Source organism: Undibacterium sp. FT79W, assembly GCF_014284215.1.
GTDB classification, from domain to species: domain Bacteria; phylum Pseudomonadota; class Gammaproteobacteria; order Burkholderiales; family Burkholderiaceae_D; genus Undibacterium; species Undibacterium aquatile.
Window position 1 is genome coordinate 400,261 of sequence record NZ_JACOGB010000004.1, and the last position, 22,658, is coordinate 422,918.

Consider the following 22,658-nt stretch of genomic DNA (forward strand, 5'->3'; position numbering starts at 1 on the left):
TATTTCATTTTCCTGCGACCTGATGCCGCGTATCGTTTGACGACATCATTTAAAAAATTTGAATGCCCAGTCACTTTGAATTGCATATTGATGACACTCATGGAGTCATAGCAACAATGTTATTTCCGCATATGGGAAATTTTGATCTTGCTCTGGATTGAACAAGATCATTGCTGCATCCGGCAGGGCATACCCGTGATGAATCCCGGAATATGAAAAAAGAAAACAGAATACGTATTAAATTTTATCGCTACGTTGTTCCGTCTGTGCCAATTGGCGAAAGATGCGTGTATTGGCTCACAGCAGCAGAGGCTGATCCGGTAACTCATTGCGGGTGTTATGTTCTGTTGCGTAGTGCCGTATCAGATGCTGTGTCACAGCCTGTATTCCGGCGATCACACCGGCCTCATATTCTGCTCGTTGAAAGTAGCTTTCCATATCACGGCAGATTTTTTCCCATTCGGCGTTACCAGTTTTCGTGTGGATTCCACGGTCTGCGATGATTTCGACACGTTTGTCGGCCAGCAGCAGATAGATCAGAACACCGTTGTTGTGTTCTGTGTCCCATATACGTAATTCGGAAAACAGATTAATCGCACGTTCTCGGGAGGATTGATCCCTGAATAGCGGCGCGCCATCGAGTGAGGCTTCGATGGCAAAACGAATTTCGCCCAGATGCCGGGTCTCGCTGAGTCTAATTGTCTGCTCAATCGCCTGCAGAGATTTTTCAGGGAAATAGCGCTGCAGTTGCCAGCGGCTTATCGATAAATGTTTGATTAAGCGTCTCAGATTCATGATTACCACCGTCCGGACGCGCCGCCACCGCCAAAGCTGCCTCCGCCTCCGCTGAAACCGCCACCTCCAAAGCCGCCGCCACCAAAACCACCATGATCTCCGCCACCACGGTAAGTGCCAACCCCACGTCCTCCGATACTTCCGCTGAACAGAGTGAATATCAGCGCAATGATACCGGCGATCAAAGCGACCGTGATCGCACCAGCGAGTATCCAGGTTAAGCCTGCAACAACAGCGCCGGTTATCATCGCGCCGGGAAGCCGGCCAAATATCGCACGCAATATTCCGCCGGCGGCCATCGCGAAAATAAACAGAACAGGAAGATATTGTCCAATACCATCGTCATTTGTCGCCTTTCTCTGTTTGACTGCAGGCAGAGGTTCACCATTCACGACCTGGATCATCTGGTTGACTCCGGCGGAGATACCGCCAAAGTAGTTATCCTGCTTGAATTGCGGAATGATCGTTTCGCTGATGATGCGTTTGCTGGTCGCGTCATTGAGCGCACCTTCGAGACCATATCCGACTTCTATGCGTAAAGTGCGATCATTCTTGGCAATCACCAGAATGGCGCCATCATCAATTTTCTTGCGACCTAATTTCCATTGTTCAGCAACACGCAGCGAATATTGCTCTATCGTTTCCGGTGCCGTGCTGGCGATAATCAATACTGCAATCTGGCTTCCTTTTTTTTCTTCGAAAGATTGCAAGGTCTGTTCCAGACTGCTTTGTTGTTCTGTGTTGAGCGTTCCTGTTTGATCGGTGACATGCTGACTCAGCGCAGGAACGGCAAGTTCTGCCGAAGCAAAAAATGAGCAGCATAAAGAACCGGCAAGAATCAGCATTCTTGCCGTTTTCAGAATAGTCATTTCTGATTTCCGTTATTCCCTTGCGGCGTACCGAAATCAACTTTCGGCGGCACTGCAAGTGCTTTTTCGTTTTCAACAGTGAAATTAGGTTTTACTTGATATCCAAAAACCATCGCGGTCAGATTGGAAGGGAAAGAACGAACGGTGACGTTATATTCCTGCACGGATTTAATGTAGCGATTTCTGGCGACAGCAATACGATTCTCAGTGCCTTCCAGTTGCGCCTGCAAATCGCGGAAACCGGCGTCAGATTTCAACTGCGGATAATTTTCAGTAACAACCAGTAACTTTGACAGTGCACCTGATAATTCGCCTTGTGCACTCTGAAATTTAGCAAAGGCTTCGGGATTATTGATCAGTTCAGACGTTGCTTGTAAGCTGCCAACTTTCGCGCGGGCATTGGTGACACCAAGCAGCACGTCTTTCTCTTGTTCCGCAAAACCTTTGACCGTGCTCACCAGATTTGGCACCAGATCTGCTCGTCGCTGATACTGGTTTAACACTTCTGACCAGTCTGACTTAATTTGCTCGTCTTCAGTCTGTATCGTATTGTAGCCACAGCCAGATAAACAAAGGATCAGGATGATGGATACGGCCTGCCATAATTTACGCATAGAAGTACTCCATAAATGTTGAATCATCATTCGTTAAGAATAACGTAAGCGCCTGTTACCTGCATCAAAAAAGATATCGTAACGGAAAGATAGTTTAGTAATTGAACTGCCGTGAGTGTATTACTCACCAAGCTACGGACCAACTACCGCGCCTCACTGCAACTAACTCACTTTAACGAAACTTAGTTAAGTTTAATTGGAATATCTTGCTGTGCAAGACTGATTTCAGCCTGTTTCTTACTTATCTGCGTACTAAATAAGCTGCCATTTTTCAGTGACATCGCTCGACGAAAGTATTTTCGATCGCCTCGTTTTCACTAAAAGCAAATACCGAATTGTGACAAGACCAGTGCCGTAGGCAGCTTTTAAAAACCTGTTTTTGTACTACCCTGAGTGATAGAAATGACCCTTGGGAATACCTTCAAAATTGGCATTTGCCAGCACATGTAAAGTTACATCCTGTTAACACTTTGAAACAGGAAATAATATTGAAAGTTAATACAATTGCTGACCTCAATTATTGAAAGAGGCATGACGTTGTCAAAAGAAAAAATTTCCAGTATCAAGAAGCGCCTTGCGTGCCGCATCCCGATTGTCAGTCAGGTTGTGGAGCGGTTATATAACCCGGATAGCTCGGTACTTCATTGCCTGGCAATGCCTAACACCGCGTTGGCCAATACGGTGTTAGGTAGCGAAAAAGTGGTGTTTCAGGATGCGCACACTGTTATCTCTACAAATAATTACTTCATCCGATACCTTTGCATCGCTTCAGACGATTTACATCCGACAGGAAAAAAAATTTCGCAATTTCAGGGGAATAAAGAATTTGCTGTTGGTGTTCTGGTACTCAAACTTAATCACCAAAACCGTCATGTGATCGACAACATCTACATTGACGTTGCATATCGTCGTCAGGGCATCGCTTCCAGATTGCTCGAACGAGCCTTTTCTGATTTTCCTGATCTGTGCTTGGATGGTCGCTTTACTACCGAAGGCATTTCATTCTTTGGCGCAAAGCATAGAAAGAAATAGGCGTATAACCGGCGTCCTGATTTGCAGGCGGCAACTATCGGAGATCAGAGTTTTCATTAAACGCAGGCAGATTTCAGGTTGAGAATGCAGGACTTGGAATTCGTCGGTATCTAAGTTTTATCGACGATCATGCTGCTTTATGGGCGTGTGCACATCCTACGGTACAAAATGCGATGGACTTGGCATTGTGTACCGGCCAGCGCCCGGCTGATGTGCTGAAATTTAATGTGACAGATATCACAGATGGAAGTCTAAGCCTGACCCAAAATAAAACGGGTAAAAAATTGCGCATCGCAATTGAGGGTGAACTTGCGGAAGTAATCGACCGGATTTTGGCGAAGCCACGAGACAAGGTGAATAAGTCGTTATTGCAAGACCTGGACGGACAGCGATTGAGTTATTTTGCGTTGCGTTCTCGCTTTGATAAAGCCAGAGAGATTGCGGGGGGGGGGGATTTTCAATTCAGAGACTTAAGAGCGAAAGCTGCCACTGATATTGAAGATTTGGCACATGCCCAGAGGCTGCTCGGACATAAAAATCGTAGTACTACAAAAATATATACACGAGACCGTAAAGGGGAATTGGTAAAACCACTTAAAAGATAATTACTGTGAACTTCAAACGGTGTTTTAAATAACGAAACACTAGTCAAATTGCATCAGGAAGTTCGCCAATGTTACTACCAATATTTGGGTGAATTTAAAAACGACGAATCTAGTTATTTCTCGGGAAATACAGTAAACGCGTTTGCGATATAACCAAAGCAATGGGATTCATCGATATGAACATTTTGGCTCGCAAACCAGTTCTCCATAAATTCACGTTTATATTTTGGGCATCGAGGATCAATAGAGATTGATTCGATAAAATCATTTGTGCAATTAGCAAACTCATAGTTTGGTAAGTCCGTGAGCCGTACTAATCCCCAAAATTTCATATGCTCTTTCAAAAGTGAGTGATATTCATGTGCCGGATCTATCCATTGTTGTTGTTCTAGAACCGACGCTGTACAAACCTCTTCGCCGAACTTAAGAACAACTCTGACTTCATGTTCATGTTCAAAACTCGTATCTTTCAAATTACAAGTTGCGTTTGAATTGATTGCTTTAAATTTTCGCTCAGCTTGCCGTGCGTAAAAGCGACTTGGATTACTAATAATCGTAGGAATTTTTTGGTTTCGGCGCGTATATTGGTCAAATAGTCGGTCATGTGCTTTTGCTCGTCGAGTAACTTTATAAAGTAAGTCGTGTAATGGCTCATAGTCCACACTTGATATACGAGCCCCGACGCATACAACGATACGTTTTCCTATATCCACTTCCAATAGGCGCATTAACGATTTCTTACTTAATACATTTAGTAAAGTTTTACGCAGTTTTCCTACACTCGTTTTCAACCGAACTGACGTGTGATCTGGAGAGTAAAGCGACCACATAGCGACCGACTCTGGATTTGTCGTCCAACAGCTAATAAAATGACTCTTTTGAGTGTAGAAATGTGCTTGTTTTGCTGATTCAATATCAGACCATCCCATACCCCCGCATCTAAAGCGAGTGCCATACTGAATTTGGCGTAACAGCCTATCGATCCCTTCATTTTGATCTTGGAAAGTATCTGCCCGGGAGAATCTTAGCTTTTGGGTTGAAATAACATCGGTCGCAGCAAAAAAATCAACTATCCTGTAAAGAGGTTGGTTGTCATTCAGATTCGAATCTATGTCTATTAGGATTTCCATGCCGTTCATTGATTGAACTCGGATTTGAAATTTTTAACATTGGAATAGTGATTCAAACAGAAGATTTGAAATCATTTTGCATTGACTGCTTGGTTTGATTCGCCCTACAAATATTAAAGGCAATGTGGGGGAGTGAGTGTTTTGTCCTTGGGCGAGGCTTTTAATAAAATCGGCAAAACTCAATGCCAGCGCGGAAATCAGGCGAAAAGTGCCCAGAAAAAGCCAGATGCAAAAAATGATGAAAATTAGTGATAAACGGTATGTTTTTGCGCGTTTATTGTCGCCAGAATGGTTGCAAATTGCGCTTTTCCGACGTGATTTGGAGTAAACGGGATCATTTGCCGCGTCGGACTGATGATGAACCACCGCCCCGATATGAACGATGGTGGTTGTCGAATGCGATTTTGTTTTACTTGTAGCCTTTAACAGCAAGCCCTTCAAGGTACGGACATCATCGTGATCACCTTCAAACTGCATGCGCCCTCTGCATCTTTAGAGGAACACAATGTTATCCTATTAACACATAGACAGTTTGAGTTTTACTAACAAATAGTTACAAATACAATACCTCACTTCGTTACTAAGCGAAGCAAATCAGTAATTTCCCCCGCGCCGACTTTCTTCTCAAGAAATTTATACAAAAACGTGACTATCTCGGCCTTTCTGGCTGCGTCTTCTATGGTCAGGTTGTTTTCCAACAAATATTCATCCAAAGCACGTATTGCAGACGCCAGCCGCTCTGTATTGATCTGCTCCCCGCCCATAATTGATCCAGCTACTTTACTCACCGCGTGGACTGCGAATGGAGCCTGGAATGATGACCCGGTCTTATCTGGCTGATAGCCAGGTAAATAAGCTAGTGGAATCTTAAATACCTTACGGACTCCCCCTAAGCCAATCTTGGTTTCGCAATACCACTCCTCTCTCTCAGCTTTGGCTAGGAGTGCAGGCTTAGTTTTTGGTAAGCCAGGTATGTTCATTTTCAATATTTCACTGGCTGACAATAGTTTTTCCACTTAACGGTTCCATTCAGAAAACTGTTAACAAAACAAAACACTTAAAGGTAAAACTGTTAAGTTGATATTTTGCTTAATAATCAATTACTTACGATTTCGATATATAGAGAAATGAAAAACTTTTATAAGAATTAAGTGTTAACCTTTGACTTTACACTTAACACTTATTAAGATGTGCTCACTGACTACCCATAAAAGGAAAAGCCATGAGCACACCACAAGCCCCAAAAAAATCCACACTACCAACAGACTGGCATCGTGCGGATATCGTTGCCGCCCTGCATAAAAAGGGCTGGTCATTACGCGCCTTATCGTTACAGAGCAACTTAGGTGCAAGCACCGTTAAAGAAGCACTGAACCGCCCTTATCCCAAAGCAGAACGCATCATCGCTGCTGCGATTGGCGTAGCTCCAGAGGAAATCTGGCCTGAGCGTTACGCAAAACGGAATTTTACGCCAGTTTTAACGCTTTCCTCCCCTAACTCATCCCAACCGTTGCAGTGCGCTGCCTGAACTGAATCTTAGTTTGCAGTTGTTTTTAACGCTAGTGATGAATTTCGTGGAGTAAAAAAATGTCGTTGCGAAAAAGAAAATGGAAGTCAATCAAGGCCACAAGTATCAGTCATGCGATTGAACTGTGCCTGGACTACGCAACAGAAAACCACCGTCGTCCAGCCAAAGTGCTGGCAGATTTAATGGGGATTGATGTCAAGTTGTTGTATCGCTGGATGTCAGACAGCTCCATGCCGTTAAACCGTATCCGCCAATTTGAGACGTTTTGCGGTACATCTTATATCAGTGAGTATCTTTGCACCGCCCACGGAAACAAGATTGTCATAGACATCCCGTCTGGAAAAAAAGCCAATGTCACTGACCTGGCTGAAGTACAAGCCAATTTTGCAGAAGCAATCGCCTTACTGGCTCGGTTTTATCAGAATGGTGACGATGTTGAAAAGACAGTTTCTGTTTTAACCAGAACGCTCTCTGAACTAGGCTATCAACGTAACAACGTCATCAAGGTATCTCAACCTGAGCTTGCTTTGTTTGGGAGCGACAGATGAGTACCGTTATCGTCAAGTCTCAGTACACCGCTGCTGAACTTGCGGCAATGCTTTTACCAGGATTGCCGACTTCAAAGGTCAGCATCATTGCACTCGCAGATCGCCAAAACTGGAACTACACAGAAGTATCAGGCCGTGATGGTCTACGTCGTGAATACACACCACCGGCTGAAGTCATGGAATTGATTCGCCATGCCGCGACGAAACAGTTTGCAGCGACAATTACCCCGCAAAATATGCCTGTGGTTGCACCGCAATCCAGTTTTGCACACACCGAAGCACAGAATTTAACGGCAGACGCACGTAAAGGTGTACTTGATGCGTTAAACGCTGTTATGCAGCGCACTGGCTATCCGTTAAAACGGGCGGCAAAATATTTGATCGATATCGCTCGTAATGGCGATGCCAGCCCACAGCTGGTCGCTATGTTGAAACTCGCCAGGGATGGCCGTGGCCGCTCCAGCGACGATGGTTTGCCATCAGACCGTAGCCTGACCCGCTTTGTTGAGTACCAAAAGACTGCATCACTCGTATCTATTCCAGCGGCACAAAACAATGAACCGGTGTTGGTAGCAACGAAAACACCAGTCAAAACAAATGCAATCGCTGTGAATCGTGTGGCGTTAAAAGCGCAAGATAATCCACAAGTGCCACTACAACAACGAGTTGAACAAGAAAACGATGATGCCTGGTCGCAAGTTGTCGACCACGTACAGCAACTGGTCGCTGAGGCACCAGACCTGCCGACGCTGCAAAATCAACTGCTTGCTGCGTATAGTGGTTTGCCGTTGGAAGATCTGCAGTCAGTGATGGCGCAAGGCTTCGCTTTGGCGCAGCTGGCAGGCATGTTTGACGTTAAAACTGGTCAGTAGCCATGCCAGTCTACGAAGAGCTGCCGCCGTGGAATAAGACGTTTGCAGAGCAATTGGCTTTTTTTAAACGCAAACTGAATTTGCCGACAGAAGCATGGAATGACATCATGCGCCAGGCGCACGATAAGGCATTTATGGTTGCCGGTGCTCAAAGCGCTGATCTGCTGGTTGATCTGCGAGGCGCAATCACCAAGGCGATTGAATCCGGTACAGGTATAGAAGCATTCAGAAAAGACTTTAAGCAGATCGTCGCCAAACATGGTTGGACGGGTTGGACGGGTTGGACTGGTGAAGAATCGGCAGCACGTACAGCATGGCGGACCAAAGTAATCTACCAAACCAACATGTCCACCAGTTACGCCGCTGGCCGCTGGCAGCAGTTGAATGATCCTGAACTGTTAAAAGCCATGCCGTACTGGCAGTACAAGCATAGCGATAGCGTGGTTTATCCCCGACCGCTGCATCAGAGCTGGGATGGTTTAACGCTTCCACCAGATCATTCATTCTGGAAAGAACACTAGCGCCAACACCTATGAACAGTTTGTACGTGTGACTGATGTCACTTCCCGTATTCGCACGTTCACAGATTCTGAAGGTATATATAAAAAAGCTGAAATACTGATGACAATCAGCGATGCACTGACAAACGATTACATTGGCTTTGAAGCATCACGCAGAGGGCCAGACAAAACGGCATATTTAACGGCAACAAAGATCTATTCTACGATTGTCGCTGATGCTGCCAGATACTATGGAACCGCGTTATTAACCAGTGCAGTGAGCGTTGGTGACTATGTCATTAATGCATCAACTATTTTCACACAGTTAGTACCTAGCGCAAAAATCGAAGTGCCGATTATTGATTCACGCATGAATCAACGTAAAACGACATTGGCACAGTCCGGATCTGATATCACAGAAACCCGTACTACTGTTTTTTCATCAGACAATCAGCTTTATATCGGTGGGAAAATCCTACCAGGTTCATTGCGGGTCACACAGGGTGGTCCGGTCACATTAAAAGATGCAGGCGGGACGTTAAAAAACGGCACTGTGTCGGTGGGTACCTTCTTCTACTGCGATCCACCTTACTGGGAGACTGAGGGCTACGGTGTCAACTTTGGCTTTGAACAGTATGAGCAAATGGCTGAATTCATGCGGACATGCAAGGGCAAGGTGATGGTCAGCATCAACGACCACCCAGCTATCAGGGAAGCATTTAACGGTTTAACGATGATGGAGCTGGATATTAAATACAGTGTATCTAACGCCCACGGTACACCTCAAACAAGCCAAGAACTGGTGATTATTAACTGGGAACCAAGTATTATGGATAGCCTGTTTTAGAGAATCTATACAGAGTTTAACTCCGAAAATAAAGGTAGAACCTATGAATACAATAGCATCAGTATTGCGATTTTATGCAGAGAAAGACGCTAGCGGTTATTTTTAGGAAATCATAGTAACGACGAAATCTGGAAAGGAAATGCGAGGATCGTTGGTGCATTGGAATATACAGAATAACCCAAACGTAATAGTACTTGTGTCAGAAAGGAATATTAATTTTGTGGAAATTTCAAGTATTGAGGTGGTTTCCTGCGCTATCGATAGCAACAAAACTCTCAGGAAACTTAAAGTTTCTACTTAACTCAGATTAAACAGAGTTATTAGAAAAGCCGTGATAAGCGGCTTTTCTTTTTTCAGTGACAATTAATCTGCAAAATCTGCATAGTTTGTAGAGCCAAATGTTTTGCGAATGGGTGACAAATTCGCTGCGACGTTACAATATCTGATAATTGTAGAACTTGCGACATAATTGTAGAACTTATGCACAATGTAAAAAGGGCTCACATCTCTGTAAGCCCTTCTTTTTATTACATATTTCTTGGTGGCCCGGGGCGGAATCGAACCACCGACACAAGGATTTTCAATCCTCTGCTCTACCGACTGAGCTACCAGGCCAAGACCACGCATTATAGAGATGTGTTCGGCGCTTTGCAAGTCCCTTGCGAAAAAAAGCTGCCGGCCGGGGCTAGCTCTGAATTGATGTGCCTCAGCCGGGTGCTGGTTCCGGTGCCGTATAATGCCTGCCATTGTCTATGGCGAAGGTCTTTTATATGACGGCTCAGATTCATCATTGTGATATTTGTATCGTGGGTAATGGCGCGGTGGGTAAAGCTGCTGCACTGGGATTTGCGCAGGCGGGTCTGAAGGTGGCTGTACTTTGTCGTTCTGCCGTTGCCTTGCCGATGTCGGCACAGTGGGATGTGCGGGTATTCGCGCTGAACCATATTGCGCATGATTTATTGTCCTCACTTAAAGTATGGGATGCACTGGATTTGCAGCGTGTCGCGGCTGTCACTGAAATGAATGTACGCGGTGGCAAGTCGGTTGACGATGGTCAACTCGCGTTCGATGCATACGGCGCCCGTACCGGAGAGCTGGCCTGGATCGTTGAAGATAAAAATTTAAATCACGCGCTCGATACAGCAATGAAGTTTGCGCAGAATTTATCGGTAGTCAAGGGTGCTGCCGCGAGTTTGCATGCAGATGAACATGGTGCGCAGATTAATCTTGAGGATGGCAGCCAGATCAAGGCAAGTCTGATCGTTGGCGCTGACGGTGCCCAATCGTGGGTGCGCGGTCAGTGCGATATCGGTCTGGATTATCGCTCTTACGGACAACAGGGTGTCGTCACTAATTTTGAATGCGAGCTTCCGCACCATGGTGTTGCGCATCAGTGGTTTGTCGAAGAGCAGGGCATTATTGCTTTGTTGCCTTTGCCGGGAAACCGGGTGTCGCTGGTGTGGTCTGCACCAGATGCATTGGCGGCGACATTGCTGCGTGAGCCATTGTCTGCGCTGGTCAGCCGGTTGGAAGAATATTGTCTGGATACGCTGGGTCATCTGACGCCGGTATTGCCAGAAGATATCAAGGCGTTTCCCTTGCGATTAATACGTCCGCACAGCATGATTGCACAGCGTGTGGCGCTGATTGGCGATGCAGCGCATGCCGTGCATCCGCTCGCCGGGCATGGCATGAATCTGGGTTTTGGTGACGTGACGAGTTTACTGGCGTTGATGAAAGCGCGTGAAGATCATCGTGACTGTGGCGATGCCAAACTGCTGGAACGTTACCGTCGTTCGCGTAAAGAAGACGTGATGCTGATGCAGATCACGACCGACGGACTGGCTCGATTATTCGGTTCTGATCTGGCTCCTTTGCGTCTGGCACGCAATGTCGGATTGAACTTACTGAATCGTCTGCCTGTCTTAAAGAACAAATTAATCTCCCACGCAATGGGTAAGTAAGCATTGCTAACTATGGCGAAGGCCACCACACGGAATTACAAGGAATAATATGAATCTGAAGCAATGTATCGCGCTCTTGTCACTCACCTTTACTGGCGTCGTTTTCGCGCAGACCGCACAGGAATCTGCGGTAAAAAAACTGATAGAGCCAAAGTTAGGTCAGGGAGTGAAGGTGGATTCCGTCATCAAGACACCTTACAGCGGTTTGTTCGAAGTGCGTGTCGGCTCGGATATTTTGTACACCGATGAAAAAGCGCAGTATTTATTTGTTGGGAATGTACTCGATGCCAAATCCGGCACGAATTACACCAAAGCCAGAACGGATGAACTGAGTAAGATTAAGTTCTCCGATTTGCCGCTGGAATCCGCGCTGAAAATGGTCAAAGGTGATGGTAAGCGTGTGATCGCGGTGTTTGAAGATCCGAATTGTGGATACTGCAAACGTTTCCGTAAAACCCTGGCGGGCATGGACAACATTACTGTTTACACGTTCTTGTATAACATTTTGTCGGAAGATTCGACGGTCAAGTCAAAAAACGTCTGGTGCTCTGCTGACCGCAATAAAGCATGGGATGAGTGGATGCTGAACGGTAAAGCACCATCTGCCGCTCCCTCAAACTGCGCAACGCCAAACGAAAAAATACTGGCGCTCGGACAGAAATTACGCGTGAACGGCACACCGGCCATTTTCTTTGCAGATGGTTCGCGGGTGCCCGGTGCGATGGATGCAAAAGGCCTGGAAGAGAAGTTGGCCAGCCTGAGCTCTGCAAAATAAGCATGACGCTTTCTCCCGCGAGCTGGACGGGCATTTTGCTTGCTGCCGGACGCGGGCGACGCTTTGATCCGCATGGTGTAGAAGATAAGCTGCAACAAATTTTGCCTGACGGACACCCGGTTGCGCTGACAGCGGCACAGCATTTGTCTTCTGTGATGAAGCATGTCGTCGTTGTCGTGCGGCCGGACAATCGGGCGTTGCTACAGGAATTTCAGCATCAGTTATATGAGGTCGTTATCTGCCCTGATGCTGATCAAGGCATGGCGGCGTCACTGACCTGTGGGCTGCGCCACGCTGCACGCAGTAAAGGCTGGATTATTGCGCTCGCAGATATGCCTTTTGTAAAGAGCGCTACCATTGCCGCACTCTTGCGTGAGCTGGAAAACGGTGCGGATATTGTGGTGCCCGTGTTTCAGGGGCAGCGTGGTAATCCTGTCGGTTTCTCAGGTAAATATCTCCCCGAATTATTGGCGCTGAGCGGTGATCGCGGCGCACGCGGCTTATTGCAGCAGTTTCCTGTGCGGGAGGTTCTGGTGGATGACGCCGGAATTTTGCAGGATATTGATCTACCCACCGATTTATCTGCGCAATAAACCAAGAAACATTATTCATACATCTGCGATGGTCAGATATATCTAAGTCTCTGATTTCCTCTTAGAATAGCGTTTTTCTTCAATTTGACAGAAAACAGACGTTGCGACATTAGCAGCGATACTTTATGAATAATCTCAATCAGAAACTCGTTATCCGCCTTGGTTTTGCAGGCTTGATTCCATTTATCCTGCTGACGCTCGCATGCTGGCTGGTGCATCCGGAATGGTTGGGTTATTTCATTAAAGCGCAGCTCGCTTACGGCATTGCCATCTTATCTTTTCTCGGTGGCGTACATTGGGGCATCACCATTATGGCCAACGGCAAGGATGATCATGAAACCAGAAAGGCATTGATCTGGGGCGTGATTCCTACTGTGATCGCCTGGTGTTCTCTGGGTAATATGCTGCTCGGTTTTTTAGTGCAGGTGATTGGTTTTATCGCGGCCTACAAAATCGATAAAAAACTCTATCAAAGCTATGATGTTCCTGAATGGTTTATTCATTTGCGCTTGCAATTGACCCAGGTGGTCGTGACGGCGCAGATATTCACCTTCATCGCTGCGAATGTGCGCAACTAATATCTCTAACAATTAAAATAGAAAGATCGTTGAGCATGGCAAAAACGATGAGCACTCAAAAAGCAACTCAAAGTCAGACAAGCCGCAACAGCGTCAAAAACGCGATTCATTATTCGATCATCCCCAAAGATTTAGCCGCTCACTTGTATCAGGTGACGCTGCACATCAGTCAGCCCGACCCTGAAGGGCAGATAGTCAGCCTTCCGGCCTGGATACCCGGCAGTTACATGGTGCGTGAGTTTGCACGAAATATTGTGCAGATCAAAGCAAGTGCCGCCGGTAAAAAAGTGACTCTCAAAAAGCTCGACAAACATACCTGGCAGGCAGCTCCGTGCAAAACTGAACTGCTGATCAGTTATGACGTGTATGCATGGGATTTGTCGGTGCGCGCGGCGCATCTTGATCAGTCACATGCCTTTTTTAACGGCACTAGCGTATTCCTGAGCGTACACGGACAAGAGTTTTTACCGCACATTGTTGATATTCAACGTGCCGATGCTCTCGCATGTAAGAGTTGGCGCGTCGCCACTTCTTTGCCTGAGTTGAAAGCCAAGCGTTATGGCTTCGGCACTTATATTGCCGCGAACTACGATGAGTTGGTCGATCATCCGGTTGAGTGCGGCGATTTCGCACTGGCGACATTTGAAGCGCACGGCGTGCCACATGATTTCGTCGTGACCGGAAAAGTACCGAATATGGACATGGAGCGCATGGTCGCTGATGTCAAAAAAATCTGTGAAAGCCAGATCGCATTTTTTGAGCCGCGTGCCAAAAAAGCGCCGATGGATCGCTATGTGTTCATGACCATGGTAGTCGGTGAAGGTTACGGTGGCCTGGAACATCGTGCCTCAACCGCCTTGATCTGTAACCGTACCGATATTCCGGTAAAACATCAGCCTGAGATGAGCGATGGTTATCGCGGCTTTTTAGGTTTGTGCAGCCATGAGTATTTCCACACGTGGAATGTCAAACGCATTAAGCCTGCTGCATTTGCCAGTTATGATTTGCGCCAGGAAAACTACACCAGCCTGTTGTGGCTGTTTGAAGGTTTCACGAGTTATTACGATGATCTGATGCTGGTACGCGCTGGTTTGATTGATGAAGCAGCGTATCTGAAACTGCTGGCGCAGACTGTTAATAACGTCCAGCGCGGCAGCGGGCGTCTTAAGCATAGTGTGGCCGAATCGAGCTTTGATGCCTGGACGAAGTATTATCGTCAGGATGAAAATTCGCCGAATGCGATTGTCAGCTATTACACCAAAGGCTCTCTGGTCGGGCTGGGTCTGGATCTGACGATACGTACCGCAACTGGTGGAAAAAAATCACTCGATGATGTGATGCGCGCTTTGTGGCAAAAGTATGGCCGTGATTTCTATGCCAATTTTGCGGCGGGAAAACAGCAGGGATTGGCCGAAGACGAAATCGAAACGATCATCGAAAAAGCGACTGGCGTGAATGTGCGCCGCTTCCTCGATAAGCATGTGCGCGGAACTGATGATGTGCCGCTGGCGCAGTTGTTTGCTGATTTCGGCATTACCTTCGATGCAGGTAATATCAACAAGCCTGCCAGTCTTGGCGTGAAAGTGGCACGCGATGCCAATGGCTGCAAGATCGCTCACGCGTATGAAGGCCGTGCCGCACATCTGGCGGGTTTATCCGCCAACGATATTCTGGTGGCGATTAACGGTTTGCGTGTGAGTGTTGCTGATGTTGGCGACAACCTCGCGGTGGCGATCGGCCGCTATCGCGTCGGCGATACAGTGGAAATTCATGCGTTCCGCCGTGATGAGTTGCTGGTAGTGAAAGCGAAATTGCAAGCGGATGATGTGCCTGCAGTGAGCTTCAAAATTGAGAGTGACAGCAAGGCCGTGTTAGCGACGGCAAGGCCCGCCTACCGTAAAGCAATGAAATCGTAAGATCAGTATCGAATAAAAAAAGCCGTTAGCGCAGAGATCACGCTAACGGCTTTTTTCTATTGGTAACGATATCTCTGAATATTCATGCGGCTTCTGGCAGGAAAATACCTGGAAAGCCGCAGATTGATTAGGGCATGCCGTCAGATGTGTATCGATTCAGAAAAATAATTTCTGTAACTCTGCACCAGGATTTTCTGCCCGCATAAATGCTTCGCCGACCAGGAAGCCATGCACATCCGCAGCGCGCATTCGTTTTACGTCGTCAGGATTGAGGATGCCGGATTCCGTGATCACCAGTTTTTCCGGTGACAGTTTCGGCAGTAAGCCCAGCGTCGTCTCCAGCGTCACATCAAAGGTGCGCAGGTTGCGGTTGTTAATACCTAGCAGCGCGGTTTTCAGTTTGAGTGCTGCATCCAGCTCTGCGCCATTGTGTACTTCAACCAGCACGTCCATACCGAGTTCATGCGCGCAGGCTTCGAGTTCTGCCATCAGACCATGATCGAGTGCGGCAACGATCAACAAGATACAATCAGCGCCCCATTTTCTGGCCTGATACACCTGATACGGATCAATCATAAAATCTTTGCGCAACGCCGGTAATGCGCAGGCATTGCGTGCCTGTTGCAGATATTCCGGTGCGCCCTGAAAAAACTGCACGTCTGTCAGTACCGATAAACAGGCCGCCCCGTGCTGCTCGTAGCTTTTCGCGATGTCTGCCGGATTAAAATTTGGCCGGATGATGCCTTTGGAGGGCGAGGCTTTTTTGACTTCCGCAATCACCGCAGGATTGCCCGCCGCAATTTTGCTGCGCAGTGCGGATTCAAAACCACGTAGTTGTGCGCGTGCTTCTTTATCGGATTCGACTTCGTCTCGCAGACTGATCAGCGACTGATATTTTTTTGCTGCAGCAATCTCATCTTTTTTGACTGCCAGGATGTTGTTAAGTATGTCTGACATGGCTTACTTTCCGAGTTGCTGAGTGACATGAATGAAGTGATCCATCTTGGCACGTGCAGCACCAGAGGCGATCGCTTCTTGCGCCTTCTTGACGCCGTCGGCAATCGAGCTGGCAACGCCCGCGCCGTATAAAGCGGCACCGGCATTCAGGCTGACGATATCTTTCGCTGCACCGCTGACATTGTTCAGCACTTCCAATACTTTTTCGCGCGATTCTTCCGCACCTGACACACGCAGATTCCGGCTCGATACCATTTGCAGGCCAAAGTCTTCCGGATGAATATCGTATTCGCGGATTTCACCATCGACCAGTTCGCCGACCATCGTCGGTGCACCGAGCGACACTTCATCCATATTGTCACGGCCCCACACGACCAGCACATGTTTAGCGCCCAGTCGTTGCAGTACGCGTACTTGAATGCCGACCAGATCCGGGTGAAATACACCCATGAGAATATTTGGTGCGCCTGCCGGATTCGTCAGCGGGCCGAGGATATTAAAAATGGTGCGTACACCCAGTTCACGCCGGACTGGTGCCGCATGTTTCATCGCACCGTGATGGTTCGGTGCAAACATAAAACCAATGCCGGTCTGAGCTACGGATTGTGCAATTTGTTCTGGATTCAGGTTGATGTTAACACCCAGCGCTTCGAGCACGTCGGCGCTGCCAGATGATGAAGAAACGCTGCGCCCGCCGTGCTTGGCGACGCGCGCTCCGGCAGCGGCAGTCACAAACATCGAGGTGGTGGAAATGTTGAACGTATTCGCGCCATCGCCGCCAGTGCCGACGATATCGATCATATTTTCGGTATTGACCAATGGCACTTTGGTCGAGAATTCGCGCATGACTTGTGCCGCTGCGGTGATTTCACCTATGCTTTCTTTTTTGACGCGCAGACCTATCGTTAATGCGGCGATCATCAGCGGTGACATTTCACCTCCCATGATTTTGCGGAACAGATACAGCATTTCGTCATGGAATATTTCGCGGTGTTCGATCAGGCGCGTCAGGGCTTCTTGCTGAGAAATGGTCATTGTGCTGCTCCAGTCAGAAAGTTTTTCAACAGAGCATGGCCATGCTCTGAGAGGATGGATTCGGGGTGAAATTGCACGCCTTGCAGATCAAATTCTTTGTGGCGCACACCCATGATTTCGCCATCGTCAGTCCAGGCGGTGACTTCCAAGCAATCTGGCAGCGTAGCGCGTTCAATCGCCAGCGAGTGATAGCGGATAACGGTGTAAGGGCTGGGTAAATTCTTAAAGACACCCACGCCGGTGTGTGCAATCATCGACGTCTTGCCATGCATGACTTGTTTTGCGCGGATGATATTGCCGCCAAATGCCGCACCGATACTTTGATGGCCAAGACAAACGCCGAGAATAGGAATCTGGCCGGCAAAACGTTCGATGACAGGAATAGAAATACCAGCTTCATGCGGCGTGCATGGCCCTGGTGAAATGCAGATGTGATCCGGCTTTAATGCGGCGATTTCGTCCAGTGTGATTTCATCATTGCGGTAGGTGTGCACATCTTCACCCAGCTCGGCAAAATACTGCACAAGGTTGTAAGTGAAAGAATCATAGTTATCGATCATCAGCAGCATTTAAATTTCTCCGTCCAGACCATCTTGTACTTGTTCGGCTGCGCGCAAAACTGCGCGCGCCTTATTTTCTGTTTCCTGCCATTCCATTTCCGGTACTGAATCCGCCACCACGCCCGCCGCAGCCTGCACATACAACATGCCGTCTTTCAGCACGCCGGTGCGAATCGCAATCGCCAGATCCATCTCGCCGCCGAACGACAGATAACCGCAGGCGCCGCCATAGATGCCACGTTTGACCGGTTCGAGTTCATCAATCAACTCCATGGCACGCACCTTGGGCGCACCGGACAAGGTACCGGCAGGGAAAGTCGCTTTCAGCACATCGAGATTCGATAATTGTGGTTGCAATGTGCCTTCGACATTCGACACGATGTGTTGCACATGCGAGTACTTTTCGATGACCATCTGATCCGTTACCTTGACGCTGCCAGTCGTGGCGATGCGGCCGATGTCATTGCGTGCGAGATCAATCAGCATCACGTGTTCGGCAATTTCTTTGGGATCAGCCAGCAATTCTTTGGCGAGTTCAGCATCGCGTTCTGGCGTCGCACCGCGCGGACGCGTACCGGCGAGCGGACGTATCGTGACTTTGCGTGAGCCATCATTCAGGCTTTCGTTGCGGACTAAAATTTCTGGCGAGGCGCCGATGATCTGCATGTCGCCGAAATTGTAGAAATACATGTACGGCGACGGATTCAGTGAGCGCAGTGCGCGATACAGTGAGAGAGGCGAATCAACATAAGGTTTCTTGATGCGCTGTCCAACCTGCACCTGCATCAGATCGCCAGCCATGATGTATTCCTTGGCTTTTTCAACGGCTTTTAAATAATCTTCTTTCGCGAAATCGCGTATCGATTCGGTGCGCACCGAGGCGGATGTAACGGGCGCATCAACGCTGCGGCGTAACATTGCGCGCAAATCCTTCAAACGCTGGCGCGCTTTTGACCACGCTTCGGCTTGTGTAGGATCGGCATACACAATCAGGTACAGCTTGCCTGATACATTATCGATGACCGCTAATTCCTCTGTCACCAGCAACTGAATTTCCGGCAGGCCAAGATCATCTTTGGGCGCACTGTGTGCGAGGCGTTTTTCGACATGGCGTACCGCATCGTAACCAAAGTAACCGGCGAGTCCGCCGCAAAAGCGTGGCATGCCAGGACGTAACGCTACTTTGAAACGGCTTTGAAATTCTGCGATGAAATCGAGTGGATTACCGTGATACGTTTCGATGATTTCGCCATTTCTGACGATTTCTACTTTTTCACCGTAGCTGCGCAACAGCGTATTGGCAGGCAGTCCGATGAAGGAATAACGCCCGAAACGCTCGCCACCCATGACGGATTCGAGCAGGAACGTGTTTTTGCCTGCATTCTGGGTCTGAGCAAGTTTCAGGTACAGGGTCAGTGGAGTTTCCAGATCAGCGAATGCTTCCGCAATCATCGGAATACGGTTGTAGCCTTGCGCGGCCAGCGATTTGAATTCGAGTTCGGTCATGGTTTTCTTTCAGCCGTCAGCCATAGCTCGCGATGCTTGCAGGCACAGAAAACGAGCAAAAAGACTCGCATCTTGAGTAAGGACGGATAAGACAGATTGATAAAACAAGCGACAAGTCGTGCGGAGGATGTGCAGAGCCAGTCGCGGCATTCCAGGATTAAGAGGATTGCCAGCGTCGCCATAGCCAGGCCTCAAAGGCACCTGGTGTTATTTCGGGACGTTTGTTTTCGGGAAACATTCGTGAGTGGAATGAAAGTGATTAATGTCGAATTAATGTTGATTTTCTGTCGCCAGCAGTCGTGCCGCCTCCAACAGTGTGCCGACTATACCATCACTTTGAATCGTTTGTACAGCCTCGCCGTGGTTGTAACCATAGGGCACTGTGAGTACCGGGCAGCCTGCTGCGCGCGCTGCGATGGCGTCATTGCTGGAGTCGCCGATGGCCAGTATGTGTGATGGCGCAATGCCAAATTGTTTGCTGACTTCAAGCAAGGGTTGCGGATCTGGTTTTTTTCGCGCGAAAGAATCACCGCCGAAAGTCAGTTCAAAATAGGAGGATAAGCCCTTTTTCTGCATCAGAGGAATGGCGAAAGCGAGCGGCTTGTTTGTGACACATGCCAGTCGCAGATGCATCGCCTGCATTGCTTGCAAACCTTCGGTGACTTCCGGATACAACGTGCTGTGATCGCCATTGATGTCTAGATAATGCCGTTGGTAAGACGCCATCCCTTGCGCAAAATGTTGTTGCACTCCCGCTTCATCGAAATCCAGACTCAGGACACGGGTGATCAGATTTTCCGAGCCTTTACCGACCATCGATTTCACCATGTCTAGCGTTATTGGCGTCAGGGAAAAATCATTCCGCATACGATTAATCGCGACCAGAAAATCCGGTGCGGTGTCGAGCATGGTGCCATCGAGATCAATGATGACGGCGTTGATATTGTTAAACATGGCGTTGCCTGTTGAATGTCTGAATAACTATGCGGTTCCTGGCAGGAATTGATGCCACAAGCCGCATGTATATTGAGTGTCTGGAACGTAAGCGGTGAATGATGGGTCAGACTTTACCGAGTTCTGTGCGCATGGCGTCAATGACGGCCTTGTAGTCTGGTTTGCCAAAAATCGCTGAACCGGCAACAAACGTATCTGCACCTGCTGCGGCGATCTCGCGGATATTGTCTATCTTCACGCCACCATCGACTTGCAGCATGATGTCGCGGCCGGATTCGTCAATCAATTTGCGTACCGCGGTGATTTTTTTCAATGTGTGCGGAATAAACGATTGACCACCGAAGCCGGGGTTGACTGACATTAACAGGATCAGATCCAGCTTATCCATGACATGTTCTAACACATGCAAGGGTGTCGCAGGATTGAACACCAGACCGGCTTTGCAGCCGTGATCGCGGATTAATTGCAGGCTGCGGTCGATATGTTCTGAGCCTTCCGGGTGAAAGCTGATGATATTCGCGCCAGCTTTGGCAAAATCGGGAATGATGCGGTCAACAGGCTTTACCATCAGATGAACATCAATCGGCACCTGCACATGTGGGCGTATCGCTTCACAGACCAACGGGCCTATGGTCAGATTCGGGACGTAATGGTTATCCATGACATCAAAGTGAATCATGTCGGCACCGGCAGCGACGACATTGCGCACTTCCTCGCCCAGTCGGGCAAAGTCGGCGGATAAAATACTGGGGGCAATTCGGTAGGTTGTCATGGCAATGGTCTTGCAAAAGAAAAGATGCGCTATTTTACCTTGCACCATCCATGTCGTCTTTGTCATCCTCTGGCACAATAGAGATTCAATTGCAGTTGATAAAGAAAAGAGGAGACTGTGGCAGCCTACGAAATGAGTGTGTCGGTCGTGACACAGTATTTGCAAGAGCAATCCAATCCGGATCAGGCGAATTTTGTGTTTGCTTACACCATAACGATTAAGAATACGGGGACGGTGTCAGCGCAGGTCATTTCGCGTCACTGGATTATTACAGATGCAAAGAATCATATTGAAGAAGTAAAAGGGCTGGGGGTGGTCGGGCATCAGCCGTTTTTGGCGCCAGGACAAAGTTTTGAATACACCAGCGGTAGTTCCTTAACGACGCCGCAGGGAAGCATGAAAGGGTCGTATTTCTGCGTGGCGGAAGATGGGCATCGTTTCGAAGTGACGATTCCTGAGTTTGTGCTCTCTATTCCGCGCACTTTGCATTAATTAATGCGATGAAGCTCATTTGCTGTCGTTCTTACTGTCAGTTTGTTCTTCAATGTGCGGTTTGTTTTCCGGGTGTCGTCCGGAAAACATGGTCCACCATACGATAAAGATCAATATAAAGAGCGCCATTCCGGCTTCTAATAGCAATAACCACATAGATTTCCTTTGATTACAATCTGGCTGTTCTGCAAATAGATAAGCTGGATTGTTTTGAGTAATTTAGCCTTGCCGCGCTGAGCGGCACATCCATTGACACTATATAGGAGACTTCCATGGAATTCGAATGCATATTAGTAGAGACAAAAGAGAAGGTTGGACTGATTACTCTCAATCGCCCGAAGGCATTGAATGCGCTGAATGATCAGGTGATGAATGAATTAGGCGTTGCTTTAAAAGCGTTTGACCAGAATGATGCGATCCAATGTATCGTGATTACCGGAAGTCAGAAGGCATTTGCTGCCGGTGCAGATATTGCCGCAATGGCGAACTACACGTTCATGGATGCTTATAAAGGTGATTACATCACGCGCAATTGGGAAACGATTCGCCAGATTCGCAAACCAGTCATTGCTGCGGTGGCAGGTTACGCCTTAGGCGGTGGTTGTGAATTGGCGATGATGTGTGATTTCATCATTGCTGCTGATAACGCAAAATTTGGCCAGCCCGAAGTTAAGTTAGGAACCTTGCCGGGTGCTGGCGGTACTCAGCGCTTGCCGCGTGCAATATCGAAAGCGAAGGCGATGGACATGTGCCTGACCGCGCGCATGATGGATGCGGAAGAGGCAGAGCGCGCCGGACTGGTCTCACGCATTGTTCCGGTTGATATGTTGCTGGAAGAAGCGCTGTCAGCGGCGAACACGATTGCCAGCATGTCGCTGCCTATCATTATGATGATTAAGGAATCTGTTAATCGCGCTTACGAAACCACTTTGTCGGAAGGCGTGCATTTTGAGCGTCGCCTGTTTCACTCAAGTTTCGGAACCGAAGATCAGAAAGAAGGCATGAAAGCATTCCTGGAAAAACGTACGCCGGAATTTAAGAATCAATAAGTTATAAATAATTTGCGAGTTTCATTGCGAAGGCGGTGTTGTTTTGCTATAGTTCGGCTCCCGCTGAGAAGCGGGGGAAGAAAGTGAAGAGCTGCAAGTAAAAAAGCAGCCCGCACAGTCGACAGACCGAAGTCAGGCCAAGTGATCCGATTGGTGCCCGCACAACA

Annotated in this window: 26 protein-coding genes and 1 tRNA gene; 14 read left to right on the plus strand and 13 right to left on the minus strand. The window is 48.0% G+C overall.

Features of this window, described 5'->3' with window-relative positions:
- Positions 1-297: 297 nt before the first annotated feature.
- From H8K38_RS09480 to H8K38_RS09490, 3 genes are read right to left on the minus strand one after another with little or no spacing between them, the layout of a single operon-like run.
- Positions 298-795, minus strand: a complete 498-nt coding sequence (locus H8K38_RS09480) for a TPM domain-containing protein (protein ID WP_186884564.1) — start codon at positions 793-795, stop codon at positions 298-300.
- Between the two features lie 2 nt (positions 796-797).
- Positions 798-1,664, minus strand: a complete 867-nt coding sequence (locus tag H8K38_RS09485; protein ID WP_186884565.1) for a YgcG family protein — start codon at positions 1,662-1,664, stop codon at positions 798-800.
- Positions 1,661-2,278: a LemA family protein gene (locus H8K38_RS09490; RefSeq protein ID WP_186884566.1), complete on the minus strand. Its 618-nt coding sequence runs from the start codon at positions 2,276-2,278 to the stop codon at positions 1,661-1,663. Before H8K38_RS09490 ends, H8K38_RS09485 begins: the two co-directional genes overlap by 4 nt.
- Positions 2,279-2,809: 531 nt before the next feature.
- On the opposite strand from H8K38_RS09490, the gene H8K38_RS09495 reads away from it, so the two are divergent.
- Together H8K38_RS09495 and H8K38_RS09500 are read left to right on the plus strand one after the other, a co-directional pair.
- Entirely contained in the window at positions 2,810-3,310 is a 501-nt protein-coding gene (locus H8K38_RS09495; protein WP_186884567.1) for a GNAT family N-acetyltransferase, read from the plus strand.
- Between the two features lie 173 nt (positions 3,311-3,483).
- Positions 3,484-3,915: a tyrosine-type recombinase/integrase gene (locus H8K38_RS09500; RefSeq protein ID WP_186884568.1), complete on the plus strand. Its 432-nt coding sequence runs from the start codon at positions 3,484-3,486 to the stop codon at positions 3,913-3,915.
- A gap of 113 nt (positions 3,916-4,028) precedes the next feature.
- Here the strand turns inward: H8K38_RS09500 and H8K38_RS09505 are convergent, their stop codons facing one another.
- The 3 genes from H8K38_RS09505 to H8K38_RS09515 form a co-directional block, all read right to left on the minus strand.
- Complete coding sequence (locus H8K38_RS09505) at positions 4,029-5,054, minus strand: DUF2971 domain-containing protein (protein WP_186884569.1); 1,026 nt, start codon at positions 5,052-5,054, stop codon at positions 4,029-4,031.
- Between the two features lie 24 nt (positions 5,055-5,078).
- Positions 5,079-5,522 carry a hypothetical protein gene (locus H8K38_RS09510; RefSeq protein WP_186884570.1) on the minus strand — a complete coding sequence of 148 codons (444 nt, stop codon included), beginning with the start codon at positions 5,520-5,522 and terminating at the stop codon, positions 5,079-5,081.
- Positions 5,523-5,614: 92 nt separating this feature from the next.
- The gene (locus H8K38_RS09515; protein WP_186884571.1) at positions 5,615-6,061 is read right to left on the minus strand and encodes a hypothetical protein; all 447 of its coding nucleotides are present in this window, start codon (positions 6,059-6,061) and stop codon (positions 5,615-5,617) included.
- Positions 6,062-6,267: 206 nt separating this feature from the next.
- Between H8K38_RS09515 and H8K38_RS09520 the strand changes: the two genes are divergently transcribed.
- The 5 genes from H8K38_RS09520 to H8K38_RS18435 all read left to right on the plus strand — a co-directional run bounded on the left by H8K38_RS09520 (position 6,268) and on the right by H8K38_RS18435 (position 9,340).
- Positions 6,268-6,573 carry a helix-turn-helix domain-containing protein gene (locus tag H8K38_RS09520; RefSeq protein WP_186884572.1) on the plus strand — a complete coding sequence of 102 codons (306 nt, stop codon included), beginning with the start codon at positions 6,268-6,270 and terminating at the stop codon, positions 6,571-6,573.
- 59 nt (positions 6,574-6,632) lie between these two features.
- The gene (locus H8K38_RS09525) at positions 6,633-7,121 is read left to right on the plus strand and encodes a hypothetical protein (RefSeq protein ID WP_255422884.1); all 489 of its coding nucleotides are present in this window, start codon (positions 6,633-6,635) and stop codon (positions 7,119-7,121) included.
- Positions 7,118-7,993: a DNA-binding protein gene (locus H8K38_RS09530; RefSeq protein WP_186884573.1), complete on the plus strand. Its 876-nt coding sequence runs from the start codon at positions 7,118-7,120 to the stop codon at positions 7,991-7,993. The genes H8K38_RS09525 and H8K38_RS09530 overlap by 4 nt, the downstream gene beginning before the upstream one ends.
- Positions 7,994-7,995: 2 nt before the next feature.
- Positions 7,996-8,514: a phage minor head protein gene (locus H8K38_RS09535; RefSeq protein WP_186884574.1), complete on the plus strand. Its 519-nt coding sequence runs from the start codon at positions 7,996-7,998 to the stop codon at positions 8,512-8,514.
- 100 nt (positions 8,515-8,614) lie between these two features.
- Positions 8,615-9,340: a DNA adenine methylase gene (locus H8K38_RS18435; protein WP_186884575.1), complete on the plus strand. Its 726-nt coding sequence runs from the start codon at positions 8,615-8,617 to the stop codon at positions 9,338-9,340.
- 539 nt (positions 9,341-9,879) lie between these two features.
- Here the strand turns inward: H8K38_RS18435 and H8K38_RS09545 are convergent.
- Positions 9,880-9,955: transfer RNA gene (locus tag H8K38_RS09545), tRNA-Phe, on the minus strand.
- Positions 9,956-10,110: 155 nt separating this feature from the next.
- Here H8K38_RS09545 and H8K38_RS09550 point away from each other — a divergent pair.
- The 5 genes from H8K38_RS09550 to H8K38_RS09570 all read left to right on the plus strand — a co-directional run bounded on the left by H8K38_RS09550 (position 10,111) and on the right by H8K38_RS09570 (position 15,166).
- Complete coding sequence (locus H8K38_RS09550; protein WP_186884576.1) at positions 10,111-11,304, plus strand: FAD-dependent monooxygenase; 1,194 nt, start codon at positions 10,111-10,113, stop codon at positions 11,302-11,304.
- A 49-nt stretch (positions 11,305-11,353) separates the two neighbouring features.
- Entirely contained in the window at positions 11,354-12,079 is a 726-nt protein-coding gene (locus H8K38_RS09555) for a DsbC family protein (protein ID WP_186884577.1), read from the plus strand.
- Between the two features lie 2 nt (positions 12,080-12,081).
- Positions 12,082-12,672, plus strand: a complete 591-nt coding sequence (locus H8K38_RS09560) for an NTP transferase domain-containing protein (protein ID WP_186884578.1) — start codon at positions 12,082-12,084, stop codon at positions 12,670-12,672.
- A gap of 125 nt (positions 12,673-12,797) precedes the next feature.
- Positions 12,798-13,250, plus strand: coding sequence for a DUF3429 domain-containing protein (locus H8K38_RS09565; RefSeq protein ID WP_186884579.1), 453 nt, complete (start codon positions 12,798-12,800; stop codon positions 13,248-13,250).
- 47 nt (positions 13,251-13,297) lie between these two features.
- Positions 13,298-15,166 carry a M61 family metallopeptidase gene (locus H8K38_RS09570; protein ID WP_186884580.1) on the plus strand — a complete coding sequence of 623 codons (1,869 nt, stop codon included), beginning with the start codon at positions 13,298-13,300 and terminating at the stop codon, positions 15,164-15,166.
- A gap of 156 nt (positions 15,167-15,322) precedes the next feature.
- Here H8K38_RS09570 and trpC read toward each other — a convergent pair whose 3' ends face one another.
- The 6 genes from trpC to rpe form a co-directional block, all read right to left on the minus strand.
- The gene (trpC, locus tag H8K38_RS09575; protein ID WP_186884581.1) at positions 15,323-16,123 is read right to left on the minus strand and encodes an indole-3-glycerol phosphate synthase TrpC; all 801 of its coding nucleotides are present in this window, start codon (positions 16,121-16,123) and stop codon (positions 15,323-15,325) included.
- A gap of 3 nt (positions 16,124-16,126) precedes the next feature.
- Complete coding sequence (gene trpD, locus H8K38_RS09580) at positions 16,127-17,158, minus strand: anthranilate phosphoribosyltransferase (RefSeq protein ID WP_186884582.1); 1,032 nt, start codon at positions 17,156-17,158, stop codon at positions 16,127-16,129.
- Positions 17,155-17,727 carry an aminodeoxychorismate/anthranilate synthase component II gene (locus tag H8K38_RS09585; RefSeq protein ID WP_186884583.1) on the minus strand — a complete coding sequence of 191 codons (573 nt, stop codon included), beginning with the start codon at positions 17,725-17,727 and terminating at the stop codon, positions 17,155-17,157. Before H8K38_RS09585 ends, trpD begins: the two co-directional genes overlap by 4 nt.
- Complete coding sequence (trpE, locus tag H8K38_RS09590) at positions 17,728-19,224, minus strand: anthranilate synthase component I (RefSeq protein ID WP_186884584.1); 1,497 nt, start codon at positions 19,222-19,224, stop codon at positions 17,728-17,730.
- Between the two features lie 270 nt (positions 19,225-19,494).
- Positions 19,495-20,178, minus strand: coding sequence for a phosphoglycolate phosphatase (locus tag H8K38_RS09595; protein ID WP_186884585.1), 684 nt, complete (start codon positions 20,176-20,178; stop codon positions 19,495-19,497).
- A 106-nt stretch (positions 20,179-20,284) separates the two neighbouring features.
- Positions 20,285-20,950 (minus strand): ribulose-phosphate 3-epimerase, encoded by a 666-nt coding sequence (gene rpe, locus H8K38_RS09600; protein ID WP_186884586.1) that lies wholly within the window; start codon positions 20,948-20,950, stop codon positions 20,285-20,287.
- Positions 20,951-21,067: 117 nt separating this feature from the next.
- On the opposite strand from rpe, the gene apaG reads away from it, so the two are divergent.
- Entirely contained in the window at positions 21,068-21,442 is a 375-nt protein-coding gene (gene apaG, locus H8K38_RS09605; protein WP_186884587.1) for a Co2+/Mg2+ efflux protein ApaG, read from the plus strand.
- Positions 21,443-21,714: 272 nt separating this feature from the next.
- Positions 21,715-22,491, plus strand: a complete 777-nt coding sequence (locus H8K38_RS09610; protein ID WP_186884588.1) for an enoyl-CoA hydratase — start codon at positions 21,715-21,717, stop codon at positions 22,489-22,491.
- Positions 22,492-22,658 lie beyond the last annotated feature (167 nt).